The following is a 24,667-nucleotide window of genomic DNA, read 5'->3' as shown; positions in this document are numbered from 1 at the left end:
GCCCGATCAGCCGACTTTCACCCCGGCGAGCACCGGTGGTGTCGGCGTCGGCGATCCGCCTGCCGGTTCGATCGTCACGGCCAGGGTGTCCGCCGCCTGGACCGGGGTCACGATCATGGGTTGCCCGGCCAGCACCGCCACCGATTCCGGTTGCCCGGCGGGCGGTACCCGCCACAACTGATAGGTCCGGTCCGAGGGCAGGACGGGCAGATCGTGGAAGGCCACCGCCGCCGCACCGAGCTCCTTCGACAGATGCACTGTCATCTCGCCGCCACCGGTGACCGGGGCCGAACTTTCCCGGCTGTCGGGCTGCTCGAGCACCTGCTGCGCGGTGATCGCGGCGGGTGCGTCGTTCGCCCGGTCGACCGCGACCGTTATTCCCACCGCCGCACCGGCGACCACCACCGCTGCCGCCGCGGCCGCGAGCCACCGAAGCGGCCGCCGTTCCCGCGAAACCGTGTGCGGCCGAACGGAATCACGCCGATCGAGCGCTTCCATCAGCGCGGTCTCGAGCCGAGCGGGCGGTGCGACCACGTCCATGCTGGTCAACGCCGCGAGGGTCTCCTGGATGCGCCGCACATTCGCGTGGAACTCGGCCGTCACCGCCGGGCCCGCCGCCCGTAGCCGCTCATCGATGTCGGCACGCTCCTGGGCGTCGAGCGCGTCCAGTGCGTAGGGGTAGGCCTCGTCGAACCATGACCAGGGGGTCCGCCGATCCGTCTCGTTCATCGGGAAGTCCCTCCGGTCAAACAATTCTCGAGCCTTTTCAAACCGTCGCGGATCCGGCTCTTCACCGTCGGCAACGGCACCGCCAGGGTCTCGGAGACCTCGGCATAGGTGCGCCCGCTGTAATAGGCGAGCGCGACCGCCTCGCGCTGCAGGGCGGTCATCGTTTCCAGGCAGTCCAGCACCGACTGCTCGTCGAGGCGCTGGGTGACCTCCTCGGTCACCACGTCGTGATCGCGGCCGAGGTGGCAGTGACCGAACACGATGTCGCGGCTGGTGGCCGACTGTTCGGCGCGCACCCGGTCGACGGCGCGCCGATGGGTGAGCATCATCAGCCAGCCGATCGGGCTCGCCCGGTCCTGGTCGTAGTCCGAGGCCAACGACCAGACCTGCAGGAACACTTCCTGCGCGATCTCCTCCGCGAGGGCGTGACTGCGCACGACTCGCAGTGCGAGCCCGAAGACCCGCGGGCTGGTCGTTCGATAGAACTCGGTGAACGCGGGTCTGCTACCGGCGGCGACGTCGTCGAGCAGCGTCACCAGCCGGGCCTGCACAGCCCGGTCCGCCCCACGATCCGGCGGACACGTGGGCGGGTCGGTCGGCACCGATCGCAGGCGGATCGGCGAGGATCCCGGGCCATTCGTCATCGTCGGGCCCCTGTTTCCATGCGCATGGGAGGGATTTCGGCTCACCCGTGCCGCCGGATGGGTGTCATGCCGAAATTCTTCTCCCCACCCCTCCGTCCGCGCCAGTGCCCGCGCGTTCACGACGGTGGCATGAGGACGGTGTCGATCATGTAGACGGTGGCGTTGGCGGTCTGCACGCCGCCGCACAGCACCTTCGCGTCGTTGACGGTCAGGTTGTCGCCGGAACCGCTCACCTGCACATCCGCGCCCTGCACCGTGGCGTGGGTGCCGGGGATCTGCTGGGGCTCGATCCGGCCGGGGACCACGTGGTAGGTGAGGATGGTGGTCAGGGTGGCGGAGTCGGTCTTCAACGACTCGACGGTGGCGGGATCGATCTTCGCGAACGCCGCGTCGACCGGTGCGAACACGGTGAACTGTCCGCCGTTGAGGGTGTCGACCAGGTTCACCTCCGGGTTGAGCTTGCCCGATACCGCCGACACGAGGGTGGTCAACATCGGATTGTTGGACGCCGCCACGGCGACCGGGTCTTGCGCCATGCCCGCCACCGAGCCGGGGCCGGAGGGGACCTGGGCCGCGTACTCCGCGCATCCGGGTCCGACCGGACCCGAGGCTGCCGGGGTGCCCATCGCCGAGGAGGTGGCCGCCGTGGTGCTCGCGGCCGTTGCCGTGTCGGCCTCGTCGTCCTGTGAACAGGCCGTCACACCGACCACCGAACCGAGCAGCAGGGCCGCCATCAGGGAATTACGTACAGATCGCATCGTCTTCCATCACTTCCGTCCAGGCGGTCGCAGCCGCACAGCTGTTTGACGGAAGGATTTCGGCCAGCCACCCGGCCCGGATGGGCGCTACTTGCCGGTGCGTTCCCGATGCTGACATCCGGGCCAGCAGCACGGCCGCCGCTGGCCCTCTTCGAGTTCCTCCTGTGTCCGCCGGATCCGCCGCTCCCGCGTCGCGGCCTGCTTGGCGTCCTCGACCCAGCAGATGAATTCGTTGCGAGCCAGTGGCGTGATGTCGAGCCACGCGGCCAGCGCGGCGGGATTGCTCGCCAGCGCGGTCCGCAGATCGGCGGGCAGCTCGTGCACGACCCCACCCGGCACCGTTGGACTGCTCATGTTTCCACGGTAGCGCTCAGTGCTCGGCCTGCTGCGGTGAACATGTAGTCGGACAGGTCGAAATGACCGCTGCGCCAGGCCGCCTCCAGAGTGGAGGACGGGCGAAGGGGCACATCGCCGTGTTTGTCGAAGTAGTAGCTGTTCGCGTCGGCGCAGCTGTCCTGCCAGAACACCTGGCCGCCGCGGCGGGCCAGCACCTCGCGGAAGAACCGGTCGTTGGCCTCGCGGCGAACCTCCACGCGGGTGGCTCCGGTGCTGCGGGCGCGGCGCAGGCAGCGCAGGATGTGGCGGGTCTGGTTCTCGATGAGGGTGAAATACGAGGCGCCGTTGTAGCCGTAGGGGCCCATGATGGAGAAATAGTTCGGGAATCCCGGCACACTGACGCCTTCATAGGCCTGCAGCCGGTTCTCGTCCCACCATTTCTCCAGGTCGAGGCCGTCGACGCCGTGCAGGTCGTAGGTCGGCATATTGCCCGACTCCATCACCTTGAAGCCGGTCGCGAGAATCAGCACGTCGGCCGGATGTTCGGTGCCCGAGGTGCGCACGCCGGTCGCGGTGATCTCGGTGATGGGCGCGGTTTCCAGCGTGACGTTCGCGCGGTTGTAGGTGGCCAGGTAGTCGTTGGAGAAGCTCGGCCGTTTGCAACCGAGGGCGTAGTTCGGCGTGAGTTTCGCGCGCACGGTCGGGTCCTTCACCTGGCGGCGCAGGTGGGCCAGCCCGGCCCGCTCGCCGATCGCGGCGGTGGGCAGCGAGCGGTGGTAGTGGGCGGCCAGGGGGAAGGTGACCTCGACGTAGGTCTGGCTGATGAGCCGCGTGAGGGTGCGGCCGCCGGGCAGGCGCAGTGCCAAGCGCGCGGGTGGCGGCATGGGCAGATCGGGGCGGGGTAGGCACCAGATCGGGGTGCGCTGGAAAACCGTGAGGTGCTCGACCAGCGGCGCGATCTCCGGGATCACCTGCACCGCCGACGCCCCGGTGCCGATGATCGCGACCCGTTTGCCGCGCAGGTCGAGGCCGTGATCCCAGCGTGCGGTGTGCACGGTGGTCCCGGCGAAGGTCTCGATACCGGGGATGTCGGGCAGTTTCGGGCGGGTGAGCACACCGGTCGCGCTCAGCACGAACCTGGCGGTGAGCTCGGCGCCGTCGGCGGTGCACAACACCCAGCGGTCGCCGTCGGCGTCGAAATCGGCGGCGACCACGGTGGTGCCGAACCGGATGCGCGGGCGCAGACCGTACTTGTCCACACAGGATTCGGCATAGGCCTTGAGTTCATGGCCCGGCGCGTAGACCCGCGACCACTCGGTCCGCTGATCGAAGGAGAACTGGTAGCTGAACGACGGGATGTCCACGGCCACACCGGGATAGGTGTTCCAGTGCCAGGTGCCGCCGACCCCGTCGGCATCATCGACCATCAGGAAGTCCTCGAAACCTGCCTCGCGCAGCGCGATCGCGGCACCGATGCCGGAGAAGCCCGCGCCGACGATGATGATCTCGTGATCGATGGTGCTCATGCCGCTGCCTCACCGAGATTCGGCCGTGCTGTTCGCACGGTGCGCAGGTAGCTGGTTCGCTCGCTCACGCTGATTCCTTTCTGTCGGCCGCGCCGACTCTGGCGGCTGTCGCGGGCAGATGGTGACCGCGGCCGATGGTGCGCACGACGTGGTGGGAGTCGTCGGCGAAGACGATGGTGTCGACCCGGTGTTCGATGCCGTCGACTGTGCGCACGCCGAGCGGGGCGAGCCGTGCGATCGGCCAGGTGACCAGCCGGCAGTGTGGTTGTCGCAGCGTGCGGTAGTAGCTGTCGTGCACCGCGACGCCCGCGTCGTCGTCGGGTGTGAGCCGGTACCGCAACCACGAATCGCGCACTTGCCAAAAGAGATTGGCGCGCGCGACGAGCCGCACCAGACCATCCGGCGCGTGCCGCAGGGCAGCGGGCGGCAGGGGTGCGCGCGGCACGATCCAGACGGCCTCGGTCTGGAACACCGTCACCCGCGCCGCCTCGGCCGCGATGCCGGGCAGTAGTCGTGCCGCTGCCGCGCCGGAACCGATGATCGCCACCCGCTCGCCGGTGAACTCCCGGCGCGGATGGAATTCGCGGTGGTGCACGATCCGGCCGTCGAATGTGCCGGGGAGCCCGATCATTTCGCGACCGGTTCGTAGGTGAGCTCGCGGACCCACGACGGACGGTGACCGAGCACCCGGACCGGGAACCTGTCGATACAGGCACTGGACACATCGGCGAGCAACTGGAACGGCTGCCGGTGGTCGATCGTCGCCTTGGCATGCAACCGCACCACGTGATAGAGCGGCAGCCGCCGGATCCGCGGGCTGCGCTCGCCGACGGTCTCGTAGCGCCGCACCGCGTTCCACAGCTTTTCCTCGTCCAGACCGAGCGCCACGATATTGGCTGCCATCCGCGACAACAGCGGTGCGTAGAGCAGCGCGCCGAGTACGAAAGACGGACGCGCCGCGAAACCCGCTGTCTCGATGGCGATCTTGCGCAGCGGTCCCGCGCCGAGCTGCTCGAGCACCTGGAAGCCGACGGCCAGGTGCCGGGACTCGTCGCTGTTGATGTGGCGGAACACCTCGTGGCACACCGGGTCGTCGACCTCGTCGAGCAGGAACTTCACCAGCGCGCCGTCCAGCGCCGTCTCCAAGGACGGGATGACGGTGCCGAGGACGGGCAGGCTCAGGTGTTCGGCATAGCGATCGAGCCAGCTGATCACCAGGCGAATGTTCTTGTTGGGCACCGGCATCGCGTCGCCGTCGAGCATGCCCCAGCGGCGCATCAGCGCCAGCTCGGCATTGGCGTGCTTCTGCTCCTCGGCGTGGAAGTGCCGGTAGATCTCGCGCAGCGCACCCGGTGGCGCCTGCTGGACCAGCGCGGCGAAACCACGGGCGCCGACGTGTTCGATCCACACCAGATCGGACATGAACGCGGCGAGTCGTGGCCGCTGCTCGTCGGTGATCAGCTCGGCACCCGGTGCGTCCCAGTCGATATCGGCCAGGGCCCATTGCTTGGCCCGCACGGTGGCGAGCATGTCGGGATAGGCGAACGTCATTGTCCGTCTCCTTCCGGTCGGTTCAGCGCACGACCCGCTCCAGCAGGCCCGCCGAACGGGTGTAGGTGGCGGGCATCAAGCGTTTGGCCTGCCACAGCACTTTGGCCTCCAGTTGCGGGACCACATAGAGATCGCCACGGTCGACGGCGTCGAGGGTGGTCTTCGCGATACTCGCGGGCGCGCGGCCCGTCCACCGCAGGAGCGATCCGCCGAGGCGTTCGGCGGTGCCGTCCAGCGGCGAATCCGACCGCAGGATCCCGGTTTTCACGGCCGTGGGACAGAGCACCGTCACGCCGACGCCGGTCCCGGCCAGCTCGGCCGCCATCGTCTCCGACAGCGCGAGCACCCCCGCCTTGCTCACGTTGTAGGCGGCCATCCGTGGTGCCGCGCCGAAGGCGGCGGCGGAGGCGACATTGACCACCGTTCCACGCCCCGCCGCACGCAGGATCGGCGTGAAGACGTGGCAGCCGTTGATGACTCCCCACAGGTTCACCGCAAGGGTGCGTTCCCAGTCGTCGAGGGTGAACTCGCCGACCGGCGGCCCGCCCGCACCGATCCCGGCATTGTTCACGACCAGGCTCGGCGCACCACCGAACCAGTCCTGCGCGAGGGTGGCCAGCGCGGTGACCTCGTCGATCGCGGTGACATCGCAGCGGGCGCCGACGGCCTTGCCACCCGCGTTCTCCACCAGCACGGCGGTCTCGGCGGCCCGGTCGGCGTCGATGTCGGAGCACACCACCCGCGCGCCGCGACCGCCCAGTTCCACGGCGAATGCGCGGCCGATGCCGCTGCCCGCGCCGGTGACCACCGCATCGGCGTGTTCGGTTCGACGACGACGAAACAGGCGCATGGCGACTCCCTGGTTCAACCGGTCCGGTCCGAACTGGTGTCATCTGCCACCATTGGCCGCACCTGACACCAATTAGGCGCGTGACGGAGTACTTTGTCAACCATGGATGTGCGCGCACCGGCCCGGACCTGGGGCGGCCGCACCGCCGAAGAGCGCAGGGCACAGCGCCGCGCCGACCTGATCGCGGCGGCCCTCGAGATCTGGCTCGACAGCGGATGGGCCGCGGTGACGATGCGTGGCGTCTGCCAGCGGGCCGCGCTCAACGACCGCTACTTCTACGAGAACTTCACCGACCGCGACGACCTGCTCGCCGTGGTGTGGGACGAAGTGTGCGCGGAGGTCTTCGCCGACCTGGCGACCATCCTGGCCGACAATGCCGACCGCGCCCCCCTGGAAATCCTGCGCGCCGCCATCGCCCGCGCCGTCGAACTGCAGACCGACCTGCGTGGCCGGGCCCGCATCCTGCTCGCCGACCACGCGGGCAGCGCCGTCCTCGAACAACGCCGCAAAGCCATGCTCACCGACGCCACCGACCTCCTGCTCGCCGCCGCCTGGCCCCATCTACGCCCCGACGCCGACGAAACCGCCGTGCGCATGAGCACCCTGGCAGGCATCGGCGGCTTCATCGAACTACTCACCGCCTGGCGCACCGGTGCCATCGACGTCGACGCCGCCCGCCTCGTCGAACACACCTACGCCATCGCCACCCAACTCGGCGCCATGTTCCTGCCCGCGGACATCATCGGCGGTTGAAAATCCGTTGGCGAACGACGGCACCCACTGCTACCTTTCACGAATTCCGTGACAGTGGACGAGGAGGTGGTACCCGTGAACGCAGTATCGACATGGGTGCTCTCCACTGGAGTCACGGTCGGGCGATAGGTCGTCCGGGAGCGCCGATCAACAGCACTCCCGAAAGGCACGACCGTGCGATTCATTACCGAACAACGCCTCGACGACGACATCCTCGAACGCGAATTCCTCCTCGGCGACATCCCCGGAATTCTGTGGACGCCGGCGTCTGTCCCCACGCCGACGCCCCTGATCCTGGTAGGCCCTCCTCCGATCGGCCTGCGCAACGCGTACCCGCGCCTGCTCGCCCGGGTCCGGCCCACCGTGGCGGCAGGCTACGCCGCGGCCACCATCGAACTCCCCGGCAGCGGTGACCGCCCCCGTTCGGCCGCCGCCGATCAGGCCCTCGCCGACCTGCGCCGGGCGCTGGCGGCCGGTGGGCCTGTCGCCGACGAGATCGTCGACCGGCTCATCCTCCCGCTGGTCGACGAGGCTGTCCCGGAGTGGCAAGCCGCCCTGGACGCCCTCCTCGCCCTGCCCGAAATCAGTGGCCCGGTCGGCTACTCGGGCGGAGTCATCTCCATCGGCACCCGACTGGCAGCCGTCGAGCCACGCATCGCCGCCGCCGTCCTGTTCGCCGGCAGCTTCGTGCCACGCGCCATCCTCGAGGAAGCCCGCAACGTCAAAATTCCGCTGCACGTCCTGCTGCAATGGGACGACGAAGGAAACGACCGCCAAAGGTCCCTCGACCTGTTCGACGCCTTCGGTTCCGCGGAGAAGGCACTGAACGCCAATATGGGCGGGCACACCGGCGTTCCGCCGTACGCCGGGGCGGAGGCGGGCCGTTTCTTCACCCGGCACCTGACGTGATGTCGGCTGTCAACGGCATGCGCGGCGTGAGGGCGCTCGAGTAACCCGTCGTGCGGAAGTGTCTCCGCCGATCTTGTGTCGGCGGAGACACGAGCGCGGGCCCTGTGCAATCCGGCGTGCCACAGTGGTGGTAACCAAGATCGTCAGGAGTGCCCGTGCCGCTGATATCGGCCGCTGTCTGCCCGCACCCGCCCGCACTCATACCCGCAGTGGGAGGCGCTGCAGCCGCTGAACTGGATGGGTTACGTGCGGCGTGTATCGAGTCGGTCCGGCGGCTCAGGGTGCCCAAGTTCGGCAACGAGGCCGACGGTTGGGCTGTGGGTCGGTCCGAGGAGTTTCTGTCCGATCCAACTCTGCCCGGCCTCTTGGTGATTGTCGGATGCGACGACACGACAACCGCATCCGATCCGGCCAACGCATTCGGCAGCCTTCGGCATCACGGCATCGCTTGGGACTGGGATATCGCTTGGTGCCGGGACGACTTGTCTTCGCGGCCACTTCCGCTGTCCTTGTCGGTCGGGGTATGGCTCGCCACTGCGCACGCCCCGCCCGGCGTCTTCATCAAAAGAATTGCGTATCAATCGATTTCGTCTGACGCCTCGCCGAGTGAGTGTGCGGCACTCGGAAAGGACCTGGCCGCACAGGAGGCCAATGTGACAATGCTCGTCGTCGGGGAGGCCGCGCCACGCGAACAGCCGACCACTCACACGGCAATCCGAGCAGCCGAATACAACGGCGCCCTCACAAGGGCCTTCGCCCAAGTGGATACCACCGCCCTCAACCAACTGGACCCCGTGGAATCGCAGACGCTGAAGGCCACCGGACGAGCAGCGTGGCAAGTTCTGGCCGGCGCGGCCGAAGGCCAAGAACTCGCCGGTCACGTGCTATCCGATTTGGCTTCCCATGACCGAGGTTTCGTCGTAGCCAGCTGGACTAGGGCGGCCGGAACATAGGGAACTTGCTGCGATCACGGAGTGTGTGGGCGCTCCGGCATCGCGCATGCCAGGCCGTCTGCCATCCCGGTCGGCTGCACCCCGAGCCCTTGATTGAGGCGGGCCCGCTGGTTCTCCCAGGCGATAGTCGCGGCGAGTTCGATGAGCTGCGCTTTCGTCAGATGGGTGAGCAGGTCTGCCCGTAATTCGTCGATGTCCACCGCGGGCGTCACCGTCATCGCCTCGGCGAACGCGATCACCAATTTCTCCAACTCGCTGTAGGCGTCACTTGTGCGATAGCGAGGCAGATCGGTGATCTGCCGCTCGCTCAACCCACTCGTATGCGCCAGCGCCGACCCGATATCGAGACAGAACTGACAGGCCACCAGCCCCGCCGTTTTGAGCTCGGCGAGTTCTTTGAGCCGAGGATCGAGCTTGTTGCTGAACAACAACGCCGTCTCGTACCCCGCGGTCGCCACCCCGATCTGCGGTCGCCGCCCCAGCCACCCGACCAGGTCCCCCCGATGCCGGCGAGCCCGCCGAACCACCGTGGCATACCCCCGAATCCGCCCGATCACCCGCATCGTCAACACCCCTTCGTGCCCGCGATTCGCTTTCGGCTGAAGCTACGCCGCACAACCACCGAAACCCAGCGTGATCCGCACCACCCGTCCTCGCTCGAGTTCGATGGTCGGCGGATACCGAGTCGCGGAACCCGCAGAACGGCGCCTCGTCACCTACGCCATCGCCACCCAACTCGGCGCGATGTTCCTGCCCGCCGACATCACCGGCGGTTGAACCTGACACGGCGCAGCCGTCGCCGTCCCGCTCGGCGCCGAAACATCGGAACGGCGTTGCTGGACAACCTGTTCCACGGTGACGCGGTCACGGCCGGGACCAGACCGTCGCCATGGTGAACGGGTGGCCGCGCAGGTCGGCCCACTTCGGTTTGCGCTCCAGCCAGCGGTCGTCCACCAACGCCTCGGCCATCGCGGTCAGCGTCCAGCCCGCTGCGGTCGCCGCGGTGACGTGCTCGCTGATCAGATGCAGGTGGGTGCTGATCGCCACCGGCTCCCCGGACCCGCTGGTGTAGTGGGTCGGCATGCCGGTCACCATCATGAACTGCGGGTGATAACTGACCACCACGCAGTGGGCGTCCGGCGCGGCCAGCCGCCCCGCCTCGGCGTAGAACGGTGCCAGCTCGGGCAGGTGCTCATCGATCAGCGATGCGATCACCAGGTCGTAGGTGTCGTCGGGCAGTCCGGTGTCGCGCACGTCGCGTCGCCGCAGCGACGTGTGCGCGCCTCGGACCTCGGCGCGCTCCAGCATCCCCGCGCTCGCGTCGACCCCGTCGATGTGCGTGATCCCCTGCCCCCGCAGCCAGCCTCCGGTCCGTCCGGTCCCACAGCCGAGATCGGCCGCCCGCCGCACCCGCCCCCACTCCGGACGGCGCAGCCGTTCCAGCAGTGCGAGATCCATCTCGTCCATCACGGTTTGCTCGTAGGTGGCTGCCCACCCGTCGTATCCTGTGACGGCATCGACGGTCCGGTAATTGCGCCGGTCGAATTCTGCGAAAGTCGCCACGGGCGGAGTATTCCCGCACCGACCGGCACGAGCAACCTGATTTCACCGACTCCCGCACGCAGCGCTCGGCGCCGACCGCGAGTCTCCTGTCTCATCGGTAGGGCGCGATGGACGGGGGCGTGCGAGCCCTGCGGGCTCACTGCGGACTGGACAGGCGAGCTGATCATGAACGAGCACGTCAAGGCACCACCCAACAGCACCGAAGTGCCCCCACTGGGACTCGAACCCAGACTCGACGGATTTTAAGTCCGCTGCCTCTGCCAATTGGGCTATAGGGGCGTCCGCCGACAGCCTAGCGACTCGTACGGGTGTACCGGAATTTTGGCGGTAGACCCGGTCGGATCGGCGTGTCGCGGGGGAGCGCGCCGATCCGGGCCGGGGAGCTATCGTCGCTGGTCAGTCTTTGGCCAACGCCTCCTTCTTGCCGAGCAGGGAGTGGTGCCGGCTGTAGGCGAAGTAGATCACGAAGCCGAGCACCATCCAGACCAGGAAGCGCAGCCAGGTTTCCACCGACAGGTTCACCATCAGCCACAGGCAGGCCGCGACGGCCAGGATCGGGATGAGGGGGACGAGCGGGACGCGGAAGCCGCGGGGCAGGTCGGGGCGGGTACGGCGCAGGATGAGGACGCCGACCGACACCAGCACGAAGGCGAACAGGGTGCCGATGTTGACCATTTCCTCGAGGGTGCCGAATTCGACGAAACCGGCGAGCACACAGCAGACGATGCCGACGATGACGGTCAGGCGCACGGGGGTGCCGCGCTTGCCGGTGTGGGCCAGCCAGCGGGGCAGCAGGCCGTCGCGGGCCATGGCGAACAGCACGCGGGTCTGGCCGAGGAACAGCACCATCACCACGGTGGTGAGGCCGGCCAGGGCGCCGATGGAGATGACGGTCTTGGCCCAGTCGACCCCGTGGATGGCGAATGCCGTTGCCAGCGTGGCGTTCTCACCCGCGAGCTCGGTGTAGGGCACCATGCCGGTGAGCACGAGGGTGACGGCCACATAGAGCACGGTGACGATGAGCAGCGAACCGAGGATGCCGCGCGGCACCGCCTTCTGCGGGTTCTTGGTCTCCTCGGCGGCGGTGGCGACCACGTCGAAACCGATGAACGCGAAGAACACCAGGCTGGCCGCGGCGAGCAGGCCGTACCAGCCGAAGCTGCTGTCACCGGCGCCGGTGACGAACGAGAACAGCGACTGGTGCAGGCCGCTCGCGCCGTCGTCGGCGGGCTGTGACGGCGGGATGTAGGGGCTCAGGTTCGAGGCCTTGAAGTAGGTGATGCCGAGGACGAGCACCAGGGCGATCACACCGAGCTTGATGGCCACGGCGATCGCCGACACCCGCGAGGACACCTTGGTGCCGACCGCGAGCAGCACGCCGAGCACGATCAGCAGCGTCACCGCACCCCAGTCGAAGGTGATCGACCCCAATTTCACTGTGGCCGACTCGAATCCGAAGACGGTGCCGAGGTATTGCGACCAACCCTTGGCGACCACCGACGCGGCGAGCGCGAATTCGAGGATCAGGTCCCAGCCGATGATCCAGGCGACCAGCTCACCGAAGGTGGCATAGGAGTAGGTGTAGGCGCTGCCGGCCACCGGAACGGTCGAGGCGAACTCGGCGTAGCAGACCGCCGTGAGACCGCAGGCGATGGCGGCGAACACGAACGCCAGCGACACCGACGGCCCGGCGACATTGCCCGCGGTGCGGGCGGTGAGGGTGAAGATGCCCGCGCCGACGACGACGGCGACACCGAAGATGGTGAGATCCCAGGCCGTCAGGTCTTTGCGGAGTCTGGAGTCGGGTTCATCGGTGTCGAGGATCGACTGTTCGACCGATTTGGTGCGGAACATGCCGCCCCATCGGCTCGGTGTCTCTGCCGGTGCCGGCACGTTGTTCTCCTTCTGCATGCGAACGTTGTGAGAAGAGTTACCCCGGCGGGTCAGTGCACACCCTGCATGTGCCGTTTGATCCACGGCGCGCAGGCCGCGACGACGAGTCCGGCCGCGATGGCGGCCGCACCGCTGACGCCGAAGTACACGCCTTCGCTGTCGGGGCTGTAGTAGCGGGCAAGCGTGCCCGCCATCGACGTGCCGATGCCGACCGAGAAGAAGTACAGCGCCATCATCTGGGAGCGGAACGCGGCGGGCGCGAGGTGCGTTGTCACCGCGAGGCCGATCGGGGACAGCAGCAATTCCGAGACCGCGAAACCGCCGAGGATGGCGAACACGGCGAGCACCGGAACGGTTTTGCCCTCGAAGCCAGACAGCAGCGCGAACAACCAGAACGCGATACCCATGCCGATGACACCGAGCGCGAACTTGATCGGTGTGCTCGGCGCCCGGTTACCGAGTTTGGTCCACAGCAGCGCGAACAGCGGCGAGAGCGCGATGATCCACACCGGTTCCACCGAGCCGATCCAGCTGGCCGGAGCCTCCCAGCCGAAGATGCGCCAGTCGACACGCTCGTCGGAGTACACCGCGAGCATGGTGAACATCTGCTGGAACAGCGACCAGAACACCGCGTTGGCCAGGAACAGCGGGATGAACGCCACCACCCGGGTGCGTTCGACCGGCTCCACCTTCGCGCTCGTGAGCATCACCGTGAAATAGGCGATGGACGCGACAACGATGACGCCGGTGGTGACATCGGAGAGATTGTCGAGGGTGATCCACCCGGCCCAGATCGCCAGGCCCGCTGCCACGGCGGCGACGGCCACGCCGGTCAGCACCGGCCGCAGCTCGGCACGGGTCACCGGGTTGGGGACCTCACGCCCGTGCGTACCGAGGTTGCGCCGGAAGACCACGTACTGGGTCAGGCCGAGCGCCATGCCGACCGCGGCCGCGCCGAAGCCGACGTGGAATCCCCATTCGCGCTGCAGCAGACCCGTGAGCAGCGGACCGGTGAAGGCGCCGATGTTGATGCCGAGATAGAAGAGGGTGAAGCCGCCGTCCACGCGCGCGTCCGAGGGCGCGTAGAGGGTGCCGAGCAGCGAGGAGGCGTTGGCCTTCAACGCGCCGCTGCCGAGTGCCACGAGCACCAAACCCACACCGACACCGGCTAATCCGGGCAACACGGCCAGCGCGAGATGGCCCGCCATCACCACGACACCGCCGTAGAACACGGTGCGTTCCATGCCCAGCACCCGGTCGGCAATCCACCCGCCGAGGACCGTGGAGAGGTATACCAATCCGCCGTAGGCGCCGACGATGCCGAGCGCCGTGCTCTGCGCGATCCCCAGTCCGCCGTCCGCGGCGGTGTAGTACAGGTAGTAGCCGAGGATCGTCAGCATGCCGTAGAAGGAGAAACGCTCCCACAGCTCGACGCCGAACAGATTCGTCAGCCCGATCGGATGCCCGAACAGGGTGTGTTCGAGCGCCGGATCGGCGGGCCCTGGCTGGTCGCCGAGCCGGGTGTGTTGCGTGGACATAAGGGAACGATCCCACGTCGAAACGATGTACAGCAATTTTCCCGCATCTGTCATCGTTCGGCGTGCCGCCGGCCGGGGCCCGCGTTGCCGCGCCGACGGGGCGGACGGGAATTACGCTGGTCTGGTGCTGACTGCCGAGGTGACCGTGCCGGTGGCGTGCGAGGTCGCGTTCGCGACGCTGTCCGACGGCTGGCTCTACGCCAGCTGGGTGGTCGGTGCCTCGCACATCCGCGAAGTCGACCCCGAATGGCCCGCCGTCGGCAGCCGTATCCACTACCGCTTCGGTCTGTGGCCGGTGCTGATCGGCGACACCACCGAGGTGCGAACGGTCGAGCCGCCGCACCGGCTGGAATTGGAGGCGCGGCTGTGGTCGATCGGGTCGGCCTGGATCCGGATCACCCTCGCCGAGGCCGAGCCGGGGCACACGACGATCCGGATGACCGAACGTGCCGCGCGCGGCCCGGCCAGCCTGATCCCGGGACTCGCCCAGGACGTGGCCTTCGCCGCGCGCAATCAGGAATCTCTGGAACGGTTGGCAGCCCTGATCCGCGCGCGAGCCAGGTAGCTCGCGCGCGGATTCCGGCTAACTGGGTTGCGGGAGTTCGCAGTCGTCGACCTTCGGGTTGACGCCCATGTAGTTGAGCGGGCCCGCGATCATGGTGACCGCGATGGTGCCCAACGAAGCGCAATTCTGGTCGCGCTCGGTGTAGTAGCCGCGTTGACCTGCGGCAAGGACACCGATCAGTAACCAGACCAGCACAACGATCGAAACGATGCGCGGTGTATTCGTCATGACGTGTCCTTTCCGGTGGCAGGCCCGGCTCAGTAGTAGTGCCTGCGACCGGCGACCGGACGCCCGATGCTGCCCGCGATGAGTAGCGCGAGGCCGATGACGAGCACGATCACACCAACGGTGTTGAGAATCGGGATGCCGAAGACGAGGCCGGCGATGAGAAGAATTGCACCGAGAAGAATCATGTGAAGCTCACCTGTTCGGGTAACGATCAGACGCACCGGGTGGCGCGTCTCGTGGGGCGTATGCCCGGTTCGGTGAAGAGGAAACAGCTTCGGTTGCGCCGGAACGGATTCGCGGCTCGATCGGTGCCGTTCCGAGTGCGGCGCGTCACCTTTCCGAGATGACGCGCCACGCGAATCAGCCTGCGGAGCCCGGCATTACGGCCGAGCCCGAGGGCGGCGGCGGGGTGGGTGCGCTCGAGCCGAAGTCGGCGTCGACCGAACCGGTCGGCAGACCGATGTCGACCGAGCCCGCGCTGCCGGTCGGCGGGCCGATCACCACCGAGCCGGACGGGAGCAGATCCCAATCGGCGCTGCCGACGGCGTTGGCGGTGCCGCCCGCGGTGAGCAAGGCGGCGGCTGCCAGCGCGGTCAGAACGCCCGCGCGGGTGAGGGTGGGGGACAGGGACACGGTGATACCTCCGAGCACTTCACTGTGATGGCGCCCATACGGTATCTGAAATACGAGTGTTTCAGGTGCTTCTTCCGACTTCCATCTGCACGCGGTACCGATCGGAGCGGTACCAGCTGTGGGTGTGCTCGATCGGCACGTCGGCGCTGAACGACACCCGGTCGAAATGCAGAACGGGTGCGCCCTTGCGGACGCCGAGCAGTGCGGCGATCCCGGTGTCGGCGGCTTGGGCGTCGACCGTCTGCTCGGCGCGTTCGATCGGCCTGCCGTAGCGGTCGGCGGCGAGGCGGTACAGCGAGCCGGTGAGGTCGTGGGCGATGAGGTCGGGGACTAGTTCGGGGTTGAACCACGCGTCGTCGACGCTCACCGCGTCGTCGTCGGCCAGGCGCAAGCGGCGCACGTGATAGGCGCGCGCGCCCTGCGGCAGCCGCAGCGCGCGGGCCGTCGGCTCGGGCGCGGTGGCCTCCTCGGCGACCAGCACCAGGGTGCTCGGCTGATGGCCGAGGGCGCGCATCTCCTCGGTGAAGGAGGCCAGATGCAACCGCGACTGCACCGGCCGGTGAGCGACGAAGGTGCCCTTACCGCGCACCCGGACCAGATAGCCTTCGTTCACCAGCTGACCGACCGCCTCGCGCACGGTGATCCGGCTGACGCCGTAGTCCTGCATCAGGTTTCGCTCGCTGGTGAGCAGATCGCCGGGTTGGAGTTCGCGCGTGCATTTCTGCAGCAGGATCGCGCGCAACTGTTCATGCTTGGGCACTGCGCTGTCTCGCAGCGGTGCTGGCATGGGGCTGGCTCCTCTCGACGAACCGGTCCCTACTGGTCCTGTCCGGTCGTTGTCGAGGATACGCCAGCCGTCAGCGGATGCCGGGAGTGCGCGGGTCGGGGCCGATACAGCCGAGCACCACGCAGCCGGGTGGGGTGTCGGCGAACGGGGCTTTCGGTGTCTCGCCGAGACATTCGACGAAACCGCAGCCCGGATAGGCGTAGGGGCCGAGGCCGAAGGTGCCGAACACCGGGTCGGGCCGGGCGATCATCGGATCGGTGACGCTCACGTCCGGCTTCTCCCGATACGGGCCCGGATCCGGCACCGCCACATCGCGGAACGACGAGACCAGCTTGCGCATCACGTCATGGGTGTAGGTCGTCGAGATGCCGGGGGTGGCGACGCCGGTCCAGTTCAGCACCAGCCCGAGGCTCGGCACGATGTAGCTGTCGTTGCGCAGCATTCCGGACATCTTCACGGCATCGTCGGGCAGGCCGGGGAATTCGAGGCGGCAGGGCGCGCCGTTGATCACGAACAGGAAGCCGTAACAGGGCATGGCCCGCGACGGCGACAACGCCTCGCGCAGGTAGGCGTCCGAGATCACCTGCTGCTCGTTCCATCGGCCCCGATTGCCCACGAGCAGACCGAGTTTCGCGAAGTCGTCCGGTGGGAGCAGCAGATGCGCGTGGCCGTAGGTGTTTCCGGCGCGATCGCGGGCCCAGTAGTAATCGGTGCGTTCGATGCCCAACGGGTCGAACAGCTTTCGCTGGGCGAAGTCCTGGAAGTCTTCGCCGACGGCCTGTGCGATGACGTAGACGAGCAGGTCGACCGCGCGCTGGCTGTAGCGGAACAGGGTGCCCTGGGGGCGTTCGATCGGCATCGCGAGCGCCTGGGCGACGACGTTCGGATCCAGCTGGGCCAGCCCCGTCGCGCCCTCGGCGGCGATGGCCACCTCCATCCCGGAGGACTCGGTGAGCAGGTTGCGCACGGTGATCGCGCGGTGCCCTTCGTCGCCGAGCCCCTCGGGCAGGTAGCGGCCGATCGGCGCGTCGACGTCGAGGCGGCCCTCGTCGACCGCCGCGCCCGCGATCAGCGCGACGACGCTCTTGGTCCCGCTCCACAGATTCCACGGCACCCCACCGGATTCGGCGTTGCGTGGGCCCGCCGCCACCAGGCAGTTGTTGCGGTAGAGCTGGATGTTGAAGCGGGTGGGGTCGACGGCCAGGCGCATGGCCTCGGCGACCCGATCGGGATCGAGGGCGACCTCTGCGGGAGAGGCCGCCTGCGGTGTGCGTCCGGAGCTGACCTCGCAGTGCCGCGCGATCGGCGGGTCGGCCGCCGCGACGGGCAGCAGTGCCGCCGAGGTCAGCGACAATGCGGTAACCGCAATCGCCGCACCATATTTCAGGAACCCACGCACGCAACCCCTCCGATGACTTGTCTCGGAGTGGCAATCGCGAACGGTGATGTTCCTGTTACGTGGCTAGCGGCCGTAGGGCTTGCAGACCTCGATCGCCGCGTCCTTGGACGCGTTGAACTGATCGATCACGCCGTTGAGTTCGTCGGTGGGCGCACGGCGCTCGAGGGTGTCGGCGAGCAGGTTGGTCTTGTCACGGTAGGTGCGCAGCGGGTCGGCCAGCTCGGCGATGACATCCGTGGTGACCTTGCGATCGACGTCCTTGGCATTGTTGCGCAGCACCGGAACCGCCTCGTTGGCCTTGGTGTCGGTGTCGGGGGCGCGGTTGTTGCTCGCCTCGATATAGGCGTTGAACGAGGCGACCGAGCTCTTGTTGGCCGCGCGCAGTCCGTCGCAGGCCGAGTCGTTGGCCGCCTTCACCTTCGCGGTCGAGGAGGCCGCGACTTCGGAGGTGTAGGAGGCGAGATCGGTGAGGTTGGCCTCGGCGGTACCGGGTACCTGATTGGTGCAGGCGGCCAGCGTGAGCGCGCCCGCTACGACAACCAGCGCGGTGCCGAGCCCCATTCGTTCCCGTACCAGCATCTGTCTCTCCTCCCTCGCCGGAGCGTCGGTCACCGTCGCGGTGGCCGAACACATCGACCGTACTGGCTTCGCGACGATCAGGTGGCGCCACGCCGTTCCGGCGCGGCGCCACCCCGGGTCAGCTCTGGCCGAGCATGCCGCGCATGGTCGCGATCTCACCCTCCTGATCGGCGACGATCTTGGTGGCGAGCTGCTTTGCCTCCGGGTTGGTTCCCTCCGCCAGCTCGGTCTGGGCCATGGCGACCGCGCCCTGGTGGTGCTCGATCATCATCTGCAGCCACTGCCGGTCGAACTCGGCGCCGTTCGCCGCTGCCAGCGCGCTCATCTGTTCCTCGGTCATCATGCCCGGCATGCCGTGGCCGCCGTGGCCCTCGGCGCTCGGTGCGGGCTTGCCGAAGCTGGTCAGCAGGTCGGTGATCTGGCGCATCTCCGGTGCCTGCGCCTGCTCGATCTGCGCGGCCAGCGCGATGAGCTGCTGGTTCTGGGTCCGGCTCGGCACCATCTTCGACATCTCGACCGCCTGCGCGTGATGCGGGTACATCATCTGCAGGAAGGTCACGTCAGCATCGTTGAAGTCGGTGCGGGCCGTGGCGCTCGTCGTGCTCGCCGTGGTCGTCGAGGAGTGCTCGGTGGTGTGCGTGGTCGAGTCGTCGCCGCACCCGGCGGCGACCACGGCGACAGCGGCGAGGGCGAGAACGGTACGGGTGATGGACATGGGTGATCCTCCTGGGGACTCGGGTGTGGGGTGTCGGACAGGGGCCGCGTGGGCCGATCTGTCAGATCCGCAGAATCGCCAGTTGGGAAAGGGAAAGGACGGTCCAGGGAGGTGGCCGTTCGCGGCGGCCACGCCAGGCTCTCGTCGACCGGCGGATGGCGTCGCCGTCCTCGGCCAGCCGCGACAGCAGCATCCAGCCGAGCAACATGGTCAGGGCGACGAGGACGAACACGCATCCGTGGACGGCCGCGTGTTCGGTGCATCCGCCGCCGCCGCAGCCGTGGTCCTTCGTCGAGTCGTTCTGCGCCGGTACCGCTTCAACAGCCGGACCGACGGCTGTGTGGGCGGCGTTTCCGTGCGTGTGAGCGGAGGTGTCGTGTGCGGAGGTGTCGTGTGCGGAGGTGACGAATACCGCCGAGTGCATGGCGACGATTCCGGCCAGCAGCAGCACGACGGCGAAGGCCCTCGCGAGGCGCGCATACGACAGCTGGACGGTCACGGCGACGAGTCTAACCAGTGCTCAGGGGCTCTCCGCAATACCCGCACGTGGTAGGGGTAGAACTAGTCGTTCGCGATGTCGACGACGAGGCGCGGTGGGTCGGCGAGGGTGCTCACGGTGAAACCGGGACGGTCGGCGTCGAGCCCGATGAACGACTGGGTGACGCCTTCGTAGACCACCGACTTGTAGACGCCGGTGATGCGGGGCGTACTGGGATCGGTGACCGGATCGGGCCCGGCGAACGGGGGAACGGGGGAGTCGAACGGGTAGGCCGAACCGAGGATGCGCACCTCCAGGATCGAGTTGCCCGCCACGTCCACGGCCTTGCCGCTGGCATCCTGCACGGCGTTGTCGGTGTAGGCCACCTGCCAGCCGGGGGTGCCGGTGCCGCCGAGGGTGTAGACGACCCGGTCGTAGCCGGGGTGGTGGCCGAGGCGGACATCGGTGACGGTGAGGGCCGCACCGTCGCTCGCCTCGCCCGACTTCGCGTCGTTGTCGCGCGGGCCGGTGGCGTCGGCGAAGGTGCTCGCGGTGCTCGTTGTCGTCGTCGAGGGAGTCGCGGCGGGCGCGTCGTCGGAACCGCAGCTCGGCAGGACCAGAGCCGCGGCGGCGATCAGCACGAACACGGGGGCGTTGCGCATGTGACCGATGGTACTCAGGTGAACTCGAGGGTTGCGGGAATCAGCCGGGCGCGTGTCCAGGCTGTGAGTTTGCTGGGCGCGTGCACCGCGGTATCAGCGAGGTCGGCACGCATCGCTGTAACCCGTTCGCCGTCAGTCTTTTCCATGCTCGGTGCGCATATGTGGCCGCCGGTTCCGATGTGCGGCAGGGGCGGATGTGACGATGGGGCAACGATCTAGCACACTTGTCGCGTGGACAGTGTCGAGGACGTATTCACCCGGCTGCGCCGGTATCCGGACGTGGAGGCGCCGAACCTCTATGCCGTCGACGCCGCGGATCGGTTGATTCTCGATACCGCCGCCGACGCGCTCGCGAGCGCGGGCAGCGGCGAGGTGGCGGTGATCGGCGACGCCTACGGCGCGCTGACCCTCGGGGTAGCGGTACGGCACGGACACAGCGGCATCCGGGTGCACCAGGACCTGCTCACCGGCGAACTCGCCCTGGCGGGCAACGCCAAGAACCTCGGTCTCGCCGACCGCTTCACCGTGCACGGGCTCGACGCGGACCTGCTCACCGGCGCCCGCGTGGTCGTGATGCGGTTGCCGAAAATGCTTGCCGGGCTAGCCGAGATCGCCGAGGCCATCGCCCGCTACGCCGCCGACGACGTGGTCGTCTACGCCGGTGGCCGCGACAAATACCTCACCCCGACCATGAACGAGGTGTTCGGCGAAACGTTCCGCCAGGTGCGGGCGGGCCGGGGCAGGCAGAAGTCACGGGTGCTCGTCGTCAGCGAACCGCTACCCGTCGGCGAACCCCGATTCCCGGTGCGCGAGAACATCATCGAGATCGACGGTGACGTGGTCGCCTACGGTGCCGCGTTCTCCGGCCCACGCCTCGACATCGGCACCCGGTTCCTGCTCGAACATCTGGACCGGATGAAGCCCGACGCCCGCGAGGCCATCGACCTCGGTTGCGGCACCGGCATTCTCGCGGTGGCCCTGGCCAAGTCGCGTCCGCGTATCCGGGTGGTCGGCACCGATCAGTCCTGTGCCGCCGTCGCCTCGGCCCGGGCGACCGCCGCCGCGAACGGTGTCGACGACCGCGTCACGGTGGTGCGCGACGACGCGATGTCCTCGGCCGCCGACAACAGTGCCGACCTTGTGCTGTGCAATCCGCCGTTCCATGTCGGCGCGGCCGTGCACACCGGTTCGGCCATCAAGATGTTCGCCGAGACCGGCCGGGTGCTCCGTCCCGGCGGCGAACTGTGGACGGTGTACAACTCGCACCTGAACTATCGGGGTGTGGTGGAACGGATGGTCGGGCGGACCGACGTGATCGACCGGAACCAGAAATTCACGGTGACGCGGTCTGTCCGTGGCCTGCGCGACGTACAACGATAGGGGCGCTCCGACGGGGTAGAGTCCGATTTGTCCGAACGGACGGTGATGCGATCAATGATCGCGCCGCCGGGAACTTTGTTCGTTCGCGACACGTTGAACAGGGCAGTTGGAGCTGTACGACGTTTCATCACTCCAGGAAAGGCGCACGGTGCGTACCTCATCGAATCCGGTGTTCAAGAACTTACCTCGCCAAGAGGGAGTCGGCGGTTACGCGAACTTCGGTTCGGGCGTGACCGGCGCAGGCCAGCTGGGCAACCAGTACGGCGAATACGGTCAGCAGTACGGGCAGCAGTACCAGCAGGCGCCCGCCACCCGTGCCATGACCATCGACGACGTGGTCACCAAGACCGGCATCACCCTCGCGGTGCTCACCGTCTCGGCGATCGTCTCCTTCGCGCTGTCGTCGGCGAACCCGTCGCTGGCGCCGCTGTTCGTCATCGGCGGCGGCCTGATCGGCTTCGTGCTGGTCATGATCGCCAGCTTCGGCAACAAGATGGACAACCCCGCGCTCGTACTGTCGTACGCGGCGTTCGAGGGTCTGTTCCTCGGCGCGCTGTCGCTGATGTTCACCGACGTCACCTTCGGCGGTGTGGGCGGTAGCGCCCTGATCGGTCAGGCGGTGCTCGGCACGTTCGGCGTGTTCTTCGGCATGCTCGTGGTCTACAAGACCGGCGCGATCCGGGTCACCCCGCGATTCACCCGCATGCTGCTCGGCGCCATGGTCGGTGTGCTGGTCCTGATGCTCGGCAACCTGATCGCCAGCTTCTTCACCGACGGCGGCTTCGGCCTGCGCGACGGCGGCCCGCTGGCCATCGTGTTCAGCCTGGTCTGCATCGCCATCGCCGCGTTCAGCTTCCTGCTGGACTTCGACTCCGCCGACCAGCTGATCCGCGCCCAGGCCCCCGAGAAGGCAGCCTGGGGCGTCGCCCTCGGCCTGACCGTCACCCTGGTCTGGCTCTACGTCGAGATCCTCCGCCTGCTGAGCTACTTCCAGCGGGACTGAGACAAGCGATAGACCCAAAAGCGGCTCCCCACCGATCCGGTGGGGAGCCGCTCTGCTATCCAGACGCTTCTCAGCTGAGGCGTTCGATGACCATGGCCATGCCCTGGCCGCCGCCGACGCACATCGTTTCCACGCCGAACTGCTTGTCGTAGGTCTGCAGGTTGTTCAGCAGGGTGGCGGTGATGCGGGCACCGGTCATGCCGAACGGGTGGCCGAGGGCGATGGCGCCGCCGGAGACGTTGAGCTTGTCCTCGTCGATCTTCAGCTCACGCGCCGAGCCGAGCACCTGCACGGCGAAGGCCTCGTTGATCTCGAACAGGTCGATGTCGGCGACCGACTTGCCCGCCAGGGCGAGCGCCTTCTTGACGGCCTCGATCGGGCCGAGGCCCATGATCTCCGGGGACAGGCCCGAGACACCGGTGGACACGATGCGCGCCAGCGGGGTGAGACCGAGTTCCTTGGCCTTGGTGTCGCTCATGATCACCAGCGCCGCGGCGCCGTCGTTGAGCGGACAGCAGTTGCCCGCGGTGACGGTGCCGTCGGGGCGGAACACCGGCTTGAGCTGGCTGACGGCCTCGTAGGTGACGCCGGCGCGCGGGCCGTCGTCCTTGCTGACGACGGTGCCGTCGGGCAGGGTCACCGGGGTGATCTCCCGCTCGAAGAAGCCGTTCTTGATGGCTTCCTCGGCCCGGTTCTGCGAGCGCACGCCCCAGTGGTCCTGGTCCTCGCGGCTGATGCCGGTGAGCGAGGCGACGTTCTCGGCGGTCTGACCCATCGCGATGTAGGCGTCGGGCAGCAGGCCGTCCTCGCGCGGGTCGTGCCACGCGCCCGCGCCGCCCTCGGCGGTCTTGGCGGTGCGGGCCTCGGCCTCGGCGAACTCCGGGTTCTTGGTGTCGGGCGAACTGTCGGCCGAACCCTTGGCGTAGCGGGAAACGGTCTCCACACCGGCGGAGATGAACACATCGCCCTCGCCGGCCTTGATCGCGTGGAAGGCCATCCGGGTGGTCTGCAGCGACGAGGCGCAGTAGCGGTGCACGGTGGTGCCGGGGACCACGTCGAGGCCGAGCTTCACCGCGACGATGCGCCCCTGGTTGAAGCCACCCTCACCGGCGGGGGAGCCGGTGCCGAGGATGATGTCGTCGACCTGGGTGGGGTCGAGGGCAGGGACCTTGGCCAGCGCGGCCTGGACCATCTGCGCGGTCAGGTCGTCCGGGCGCATCCCGGCCAGGGAACCCTTGACGGCACGGCCGATCGGGGAGCGGGCGATGGAAACGATGACGGCCTCGGGCATGAGGACTCCTTTTCGGAAGGCTGGCGCGAACGGCTGTTGTACATACCGCTCATTCGTGAATGTACGTCTCGCTCTGCGCGACAGGAAGACCAGGGCGGCCACGCACCGCGGAGACGAGCACCGGCAACAACTGGGCGGCCGCGAGTTCGTAACCGGCTGCCGAAGGATGGAAGCCGTCGGTCGCGAAGAGGATCTCGGGAGCCGCCCGGAACTCCGAGGCCACCAGCGGCGAGCCCATCGGCACCGCGATTCCCCCGGCCAGCGTGGTCGCCACCGTCTGCGCCTTGCCGAGCCGCACACTCCAATTCGCCACCACCGTGCGCAACGGTTGCGGGATGGCGGTGACGGTGCCGAGGTTGGGACACGTGCCGACGACGACCAGCGCGTCGGCCTCGCGCAACCGCGATACCGCCTGCGCGAGCCTGCGGGCCGAGGCACGGATCGAATGCTTCTTGGTGATGTCGTTGGCGCCGACCAGGATCACCGCCGCGTCCGGCGGCGGGCCCGCGATGAACATCGCGTCGACCTGCCCGGCCAGGCCCTTGGAGGTGGCGCCGGAGATCGCCTTGGTACTCAACCGGATCCGCATGCCGGTGGCCTCGGCCAGGCCACGGGCCAGGCGCACACCCGGCACGTCGGCGGCGCCGAGGCAGCCGAGACCGGCGGCGGTGGAGTCGCCGAAGATCATCAGGTGCAGGTCGAACGGGACATTCTTGCGCCACGGCTCGGGCAGGTTCGCACCGGGGGCGTACACGCCGTCGGCCTCGGGCGGCTTGGAGGTGTCGCGGCCGATCACCGCGCGTGCGGCGCCTGCCTGGGTCATCAGCAACCGGTAGGTGGCCCAGGAGACGGTGCCCGCGCCCGACCCGGCGAGGACGGTCGTGGCGCCGGTGACCGCGGCCGTGCGCCAGCTGATTCGAGGTGCGCTCACATCCGAAAATTCT

General features: G+C 68.1%; 30 protein-coding genes and 1 tRNA gene. 7 read left to right on the top strand and 24 right to left on the bottom strand.

Annotated features, from left to right (window positions below):
- Nucleotides 1-6: 6 nt before the first annotated feature.
- From NCO8_RS08595 to NCO8_RS08560, 8 genes are all read right to left on the bottom strand, one after another.
- Nucleotides 7-729 carry an anti-sigma factor gene (locus NCO8_RS08595; protein ID WP_067637903.1) on the bottom strand — a complete coding sequence of 241 codons (723 nt, stop codon included), beginning with the start codon at nucleotides 727-729 and terminating at the stop codon, nucleotides 7-9.
- Entirely contained in the window at nucleotides 726-1,373 is a 648-nt protein-coding gene (sigK, locus tag NCO8_RS08590) for an ECF RNA polymerase sigma factor SigK (RefSeq protein ID WP_067637902.1), read from the bottom strand. Before sigK ends, NCO8_RS08595 begins: the two co-directional genes overlap by 4 nt.
- Before the next feature lie 116 nt (nucleotides 1,374-1,489).
- The gene (locus tag NCO8_RS08585) at nucleotides 1,490-2,131 is read right to left on the bottom strand and encodes a fasciclin domain-containing protein (protein ID WP_067637900.1); all 642 of its coding nucleotides are present in this window, start codon (nucleotides 2,129-2,131) and stop codon (nucleotides 1,490-1,492) included.
- 87 nt (nucleotides 2,132-2,218) lie between these two features.
- Nucleotides 2,219-2,485, bottom strand: coding sequence for a YdeI/OmpD-associated family protein (locus tag NCO8_RS08580; RefSeq protein WP_067637896.1), 267 nt, complete (start codon nucleotides 2,483-2,485; stop codon nucleotides 2,219-2,221).
- Nucleotides 2,482-3,993: a flavin-containing monooxygenase gene (locus NCO8_RS08575; RefSeq protein WP_067637894.1), complete on the bottom strand. Its 1,512-nt coding sequence runs from the start codon at nucleotides 3,991-3,993 to the stop codon at nucleotides 2,482-2,484. The genes NCO8_RS08580 and NCO8_RS08575 overlap by 4 nt, the downstream gene beginning before the upstream one ends.
- A 64-nt stretch (nucleotides 3,994-4,057) precedes the next feature.
- Nucleotides 4,058-4,624, bottom strand: coding sequence for an NAD(P)/FAD-dependent oxidoreductase (locus NCO8_RS08570; RefSeq protein WP_067637892.1), 567 nt, complete (start codon nucleotides 4,622-4,624; stop codon nucleotides 4,058-4,060).
- Entirely contained in the window at nucleotides 4,621-5,544 is a 924-nt protein-coding gene (locus tag NCO8_RS08565; RefSeq protein WP_067637890.1) for a reductase, read from the bottom strand. Before NCO8_RS08565 ends, NCO8_RS08570 begins: the two co-directional genes overlap by 4 nt.
- Nucleotides 5,545-5,566: 22 nt before the next feature.
- Nucleotides 5,567-6,394 (bottom strand): SDR family NAD(P)-dependent oxidoreductase, encoded by an 828-nt coding sequence (locus NCO8_RS08560; RefSeq protein WP_067637888.1) that lies wholly within the window; start codon nucleotides 6,392-6,394, stop codon nucleotides 5,567-5,569.
- Between the two features lie 108 nt (nucleotides 6,395-6,502).
- Here NCO8_RS08560 and NCO8_RS08555 point away from each other — a divergent pair, with 108 nt between their 5' ends.
- The 3 genes from NCO8_RS08555 (at nucleotide 6,503) to NCO8_RS08545 (ending at nucleotide 9,009) form a co-directional block, all read left to right on the top strand.
- Nucleotides 6,503-7,147, top strand: a complete 645-nt coding sequence (locus NCO8_RS08555) for a TetR/AcrR family transcriptional regulator (RefSeq protein WP_372462148.1) — start codon at nucleotides 6,503-6,505, stop codon at nucleotides 7,145-7,147.
- Between the two features lie 174 nt (nucleotides 7,148-7,321).
- Nucleotides 7,322-8,056: a dienelactone hydrolase family protein gene (locus NCO8_RS08550; RefSeq protein ID WP_067637881.1), complete on the top strand. Its 735-nt coding sequence runs from the start codon at nucleotides 7,322-7,324 to the stop codon at nucleotides 8,054-8,056.
- A 281-nt stretch (nucleotides 8,057-8,337) separates the two neighbouring features.
- The gene (locus tag NCO8_RS08545; RefSeq protein WP_067637878.1) at nucleotides 8,338-9,009 is read left to right on the top strand and encodes a hypothetical protein; all 672 of its coding nucleotides are present in this window, start codon (nucleotides 8,338-8,340) and stop codon (nucleotides 9,007-9,009) included.
- Nucleotides 9,010-9,023: 14 nt separating this feature from the next.
- Here NCO8_RS08545 and NCO8_RS08540 read toward each other — a convergent pair whose 3' ends face one another.
- Nucleotides 9,024-9,572 carry a carboxymuconolactone decarboxylase family protein gene (locus NCO8_RS08540; RefSeq protein WP_067638022.1) on the bottom strand — a complete coding sequence of 183 codons (549 nt, stop codon included), beginning with the start codon at nucleotides 9,570-9,572 and terminating at the stop codon, nucleotides 9,024-9,026.
- Nucleotides 9,573-9,642: 70 nt separating this feature from the next.
- Between NCO8_RS08540 and NCO8_RS31175 the strand changes: the two genes are divergently transcribed.
- Nucleotides 9,643-9,786 (top strand): hypothetical protein, encoded by a 144-nt coding sequence (locus NCO8_RS31175; RefSeq protein ID WP_157104837.1) that lies wholly within the window; start codon nucleotides 9,643-9,645, stop codon nucleotides 9,784-9,786.
- 87 nt (nucleotides 9,787-9,873) lie between these two features.
- Here the strand turns inward: NCO8_RS31175 and NCO8_RS08535 are convergent, their stop codons facing one another.
- From NCO8_RS08535 to NCO8_RS08520, 4 genes are all read right to left on the bottom strand, one after another.
- On the bottom strand, nucleotides 9,874-10,572 hold the full coding sequence (locus NCO8_RS08535; protein WP_067637876.1) for a class I SAM-dependent DNA methyltransferase: 699 nt from the start codon (nucleotides 10,570-10,572) through the stop codon (nucleotides 9,874-9,876).
- 205 nt (nucleotides 10,573-10,777) lie between these two features.
- Nucleotides 10,778-10,851: transfer RNA gene (locus NCO8_RS08530), tRNA-Leu, on the bottom strand.
- A gap of 117 nt (nucleotides 10,852-10,968) precedes the next feature.
- The gene (locus NCO8_RS08525; protein WP_157104843.1) at nucleotides 10,969-12,426 is read right to left on the bottom strand and encodes an amino acid permease; all 1,458 of its coding nucleotides are present in this window, start codon (nucleotides 12,424-12,426) and stop codon (nucleotides 10,969-10,971) included.
- An 89-nt stretch (nucleotides 12,427-12,515) separates the two neighbouring features.
- The gene (locus tag NCO8_RS08520) at nucleotides 12,516-14,003 is read right to left on the bottom strand and encodes a peptide MFS transporter (protein WP_245655281.1); all 1,488 of its coding nucleotides are present in this window, start codon (nucleotides 14,001-14,003) and stop codon (nucleotides 12,516-12,518) included.
- A 124-nt stretch (nucleotides 14,004-14,127) separates the two neighbouring features.
- Between NCO8_RS08520 and NCO8_RS08515 the strand changes: the two genes are divergently transcribed.
- Nucleotides 14,128-14,568 (top strand): SRPBCC family protein, encoded by a 441-nt coding sequence (locus tag NCO8_RS08515; protein ID WP_067638018.1) that lies wholly within the window; start codon nucleotides 14,128-14,130, stop codon nucleotides 14,566-14,568.
- Between the two features lie 18 nt (nucleotides 14,569-14,586).
- On the opposite strand, the gene NCO8_RS08510 is transcribed toward NCO8_RS08515, so the two are convergent.
- The 9 genes from NCO8_RS08510 to NCO8_RS08475 all read right to left on the bottom strand — a co-directional run bounded on the left by NCO8_RS08510 (nucleotide 14,587) and on the right by NCO8_RS08475 (nucleotide 20,049).
- Nucleotides 14,587-14,796, bottom strand: a complete 210-nt coding sequence (locus NCO8_RS08510; RefSeq protein ID WP_067485590.1) for a hypothetical protein — start codon at nucleotides 14,794-14,796, stop codon at nucleotides 14,587-14,589.
- Nucleotides 14,797-14,825: 29 nt separating this feature from the next.
- A complete protein-coding gene (locus NCO8_RS31785) occupies nucleotides 14,826-14,981 on the bottom strand; it encodes a DUF6131 family protein (protein WP_166655728.1) in 156 nt (51 codons plus the stop codon).
- 175 nt (nucleotides 14,982-15,156) lie between these two features.
- The gene (locus tag NCO8_RS08505; RefSeq protein WP_157104836.1) at nucleotides 15,157-15,429 is read right to left on the bottom strand and encodes a hypothetical protein; all 273 of its coding nucleotides are present in this window, start codon (nucleotides 15,427-15,429) and stop codon (nucleotides 15,157-15,159) included.
- Nucleotides 15,430-15,490: 61 nt separating this feature from the next.
- Nucleotides 15,491-16,216, bottom strand: coding sequence for a GntR family transcriptional regulator (locus tag NCO8_RS08500; protein ID WP_067637869.1), 726 nt, complete (start codon nucleotides 16,214-16,216; stop codon nucleotides 15,491-15,493).
- Between the two features lie 70 nt (nucleotides 16,217-16,286).
- Entirely contained in the window at nucleotides 16,287-17,615 is a 1,329-nt protein-coding gene (locus NCO8_RS08495) for a serine hydrolase domain-containing protein (protein WP_245655280.1), read from the bottom strand.
- A 63-nt stretch (nucleotides 17,616-17,678) separates the two neighbouring features.
- Nucleotides 17,679-18,194, bottom strand: a complete 516-nt coding sequence (locus NCO8_RS08490) for an Rv2240c family protein (RefSeq protein ID WP_067485963.1) — start codon at nucleotides 18,192-18,194, stop codon at nucleotides 17,679-17,681.
- A gap of 118 nt (nucleotides 18,195-18,312) precedes the next feature.
- Nucleotides 18,313-18,909: a DUF305 domain-containing protein gene (locus NCO8_RS08485; protein ID WP_067637866.1), complete on the bottom strand. Its 597-nt coding sequence runs from the start codon at nucleotides 18,907-18,909 to the stop codon at nucleotides 18,313-18,315.
- 61 nt (nucleotides 18,910-18,970) lie between these two features.
- Nucleotides 18,971-19,408 (bottom strand): DUF6153 family protein, encoded by a 438-nt coding sequence (locus tag NCO8_RS08480; RefSeq protein WP_067637864.1) that lies wholly within the window; start codon nucleotides 19,406-19,408, stop codon nucleotides 18,971-18,973.
- Nucleotides 19,409-19,470: 62 nt separating this feature from the next.
- The gene (locus NCO8_RS08475) at nucleotides 19,471-20,049 is read right to left on the bottom strand and encodes an AMIN-like domain-containing (lipo)protein (protein ID WP_067637862.1); all 579 of its coding nucleotides are present in this window, start codon (nucleotides 20,047-20,049) and stop codon (nucleotides 19,471-19,473) included.
- Nucleotides 20,050-20,280: 231 nt separating this feature from the next.
- On the opposite strand from NCO8_RS08475, the gene NCO8_RS08470 reads away from it, so the two are divergent.
- Entirely contained in the window at nucleotides 20,281-21,429 is a 1,149-nt protein-coding gene (locus NCO8_RS08470; protein ID WP_067637860.1) for a class I SAM-dependent methyltransferase, read from the top strand.
- A 148-nt stretch (nucleotides 21,430-21,577) separates the two neighbouring features.
- Complete coding sequence (locus tag NCO8_RS08465; protein ID WP_067485966.1) at nucleotides 21,578-22,432, top strand: Bax inhibitor-1/YccA family protein; 855 nt, start codon at nucleotides 21,578-21,580, stop codon at nucleotides 22,430-22,432.
- A 70-nt stretch (nucleotides 22,433-22,502) separates the two neighbouring features.
- On the opposite strand, the gene NCO8_RS08460 is transcribed toward NCO8_RS08465, so the two are convergent.
- Together NCO8_RS08460 and NCO8_RS08455 are read right to left on the bottom strand one after the other, a co-directional pair.
- A complete protein-coding gene (locus tag NCO8_RS08460; protein ID WP_067485604.1) occupies nucleotides 22,503-23,723 on the bottom strand; it encodes an acetyl-CoA C-acetyltransferase in 1,221 nt (406 codons plus the stop codon).
- Nucleotides 23,724-23,772: 49 nt separating this feature from the next.
- A complete protein-coding gene (locus NCO8_RS08455; protein WP_067637858.1) occupies nucleotides 23,773-24,654 on the bottom strand; it encodes an SGNH/GDSL hydrolase family protein in 882 nt (293 codons plus the stop codon).
- Nucleotides 24,655-24,667: the final 13 nt, after the last annotated feature.

The organism is Nocardia coubleae NBRC 108252 (assembly GCF_001612805.1).
GTDB classification, from domain to species: domain Bacteria; phylum Actinomycetota; class Actinomycetes; order Mycobacteriales; family Mycobacteriaceae; genus Nocardia; species Nocardia coubleae.
The sequence above is the reverse complement of the archived record's forward strand: the minus strand, read 5'-3'. Positions and strand labels throughout refer to the sequence as shown.